Consider the following 2,422-nt stretch of genomic DNA (forward strand, 5'->3'; position numbering starts at 1 on the left):
TCAACCAGGGACTGAACCTACTGCACGATTTTTGGGATTTCGAAGCCTATCGTGCCTTTAAAGAAGCTATTCGGCAGGACTCGACGGCAATTATGCCTTATTGGGGGTTGCTCCAGGCACCAGGCCCGGAAGAGGATGGTGTGTTGACTGGTCAGAAAAAAACGGCGGTAAGACAGTTGAAAAAACTACTAAAAACCGCTAACGAACACGAGAAACTGTACGCAGAAATAGCCCTCCTGGGCGATTCGCTCAAAGAAAAGGCCTATCCCGAAATGGTCAAGAAATACGAATTGATCATCCATAAATTTCCCGAAGATATTGATGCCAAGTTGTTTTTGGCCCTGAACAAAATGAGTGGTTTTGATACTGATATGAATCCCAATGATGGTCAGCTATACAGCGAGTTTTTGCTCAAAGACGTACAACGCATCGACCCCAATAACCATGGTTTCCAACACTATTGGATTTACCTCATGGAGCAATGTTGCCCCGAGCGCGCATTGGCAAATGCCGATGCATTGGCAGCTCTTGCGCCTAGTTCAGGGCACATTGTACACATGCCGGGACATATTTACAATCGGGTGGGCGATTACAAGCCGGCGCACGATGCCTTTGTTGCTTCCTTAAAAACGGATTCTACCTATATGAAAAATGAGGGAATTCAGGAGATTGACACCTGGAATTACATTCACAACATCCACTATCTAATCAACAACTGTGTCCACGATGGCCGATACAAAGAGGCCCTGCATTATGCTGAAAGGTTGAAAAATATGCCCGTAACCAAAGAGCGTACAAAGGTTTATGACGGCACATTCTTCCGTGAGGGTATTTTAGCTCCGGCCAGGATGGAAATGGCCTTCGGACACTGGGATAAAGCCGCAGCCCGGTTGGAAATGATTGATAATAGAGATTCAGTCTACAAACTGTCGAATATGGATTTCAAAAATGGCCTTTTGTTTTTTGTCAAAGGCATGGATGCTCTTGCCAACCACAAGGTAGATGAAGCTGTGAAACAGGCCAACAGTCTGGATGCCTTCCTTTGGCGCAATGAAAAACAAGCAGGAAAAGACAGCACAATGGCCGACTGGTTTCAAAATACGCTCAATACGGCTTCATTGGAATTGCAGGGCTCCATCCAGAGCGAACAGGGTCATTATGAAAATGCGATAAGATTGCTTGAAAAAGCCCATAAAAACGAACTGGAATTGGGCTACGGCGAGCCTCCTTTGTACGCCCGGCCCGTGGCCATGAGTCTGGCCAAAGCGCACGAAAAAGCCCAAAAATGGGACAAGGCCATCGAAGCCTACGAGAATCTGCTCCAACGATTTCCCAAAAGTGCCTCGGTGCTTTATGCGCTGACGAGCGTTTATGCCCAAGAGGGCGATGTTCAAAAAGCAAAAGAGTTTGAAAAAAAGCTAAATGAAGCAATACTGTACGCCGACAAAGGAATGTACAGCGCGAAAAAGAGATACTGATTGGCCGTGAATCGGATTGAGCAACTCAAAATTAATTTTTCATCCATAAAACCCTTTACAACTATGATTTCAGCCACCGTACTATACCCCAAAACCGAAGATAGCCATTTCAACCTCGACTATTACCTCAACACCCACACGCCGCTAGTGCGCAAACTGCTTACGTCCATGGGCCTGACGGACGTCGATTTGCGGTCGGGCCTGGCGGGGGCTGCTCCCGACACGTCCGCCGCCTACGCCATGATCTGCAACCTGAGCTTTGGCACGATTGAAGAAGTGCAAAACGCCCTGGCCAAGCGTGGCCCGGAACTCATGGCCGACATCCCGAACTTTACGGATGCCGTGCCGCTATTCAATTCAGTGAGTCGGTCGGGTGAGGCAAGTGTTTTTCTCAATTTTTCATAAAAGTAATCTAAGCATTATGAAAACCAGCTAACTACTCCTCATCCCAGCCGCTGCCCTCTGCCTCTGCCTTGGGTTGAAGTCGAAACTTCCGCCTACCGCGTTTTGACGGGCGGCTATTCCAAACTAAGCACTTTGCGGGAATATTACTGTAACGTCGTGCCGGAAGAGTAAGGAGATGCTCTAAGTTTACTGCTCGACGTGGTTGGTGTCCCTCCACACCAAATCGTCGGGTAGCTCGTCATACAACTCGTCCAGGTAGGCTTAAAGCTGGTTCTGTTTGATTTCCATCACCCTGCAAATCGCCTCCGGCGAGATTCGCTCAGCCAGCATCAGCTCAACGCCGACGCTTAACATTCGTCAGAGAGTCGTTCGTGCGTTCGCTCAAAGACAAACTGACGTTGCCAAGCTTTGGACTCGAGGCGGGCCTTCCCATAATAGGTCGAGCCGTTTTTTACTACATTTGTCGAGCCGCAGGCTGGGCAGTCGTGTTGTCGAAACGTGGTAAGGTAGGTTTGAGCCTGGTAACCCAAGGCTACTGC

The 2,422-nt window shown here is 48.6% G+C and carries 3 protein-coding genes; 2 read left to right on the plus strand and 1 reads right to left on the minus strand.

Going from position 1 to position 2,422, the window contains the following annotated elements:
• Both WBQ70_RS14340 and WBQ70_RS14345 read left to right on the plus strand, forming a co-directional pair.
• Nucleotides 1–1,478 (plus strand): tetratricopeptide repeat protein (locus WBQ70_RS14340; RefSeq protein ID WP_423915387.1); only part of this gene is annotated, 1,478 nt, incomplete at its 5' end.
• Between the two features lie 63 nt (nt 1,479–1,541).
• Nucleotides 1,542–1,883, plus strand: coding sequence for an EthD family reductase (locus tag WBQ70_RS14345; RefSeq protein WP_423915389.1), 342 nt, complete (start codon nt 1,542–1,544; stop codon nt 1,881–1,883).
• A 347-nt stretch (nt 1,884–2,230) separates the two neighbouring features.
• On the opposite strand, the gene WBQ70_RS14350 is transcribed toward WBQ70_RS14345, so the two are convergent.
• Nucleotides 2,231–2,413: an IS1/IS1595 family N-terminal zinc-binding domain-containing protein gene (locus tag WBQ70_RS14350; protein ID WP_423915391.1), complete on the minus strand. Its 183-nt coding sequence runs from the start codon at nt 2,411–2,413 to the stop codon at nt 2,231–2,233.
• Nucleotides 2,414–2,422: the final 9 nt, after the last annotated feature.

It is taken from the genome of Flavobacterium sp. (genome assembly GCF_049590715.1).
In the GTDB taxonomy this organism is placed as follows: Bacteria; Bacteroidota; Bacteroidia; order Flavobacteriales; family Flavobacteriaceae; genus Flavobacterium.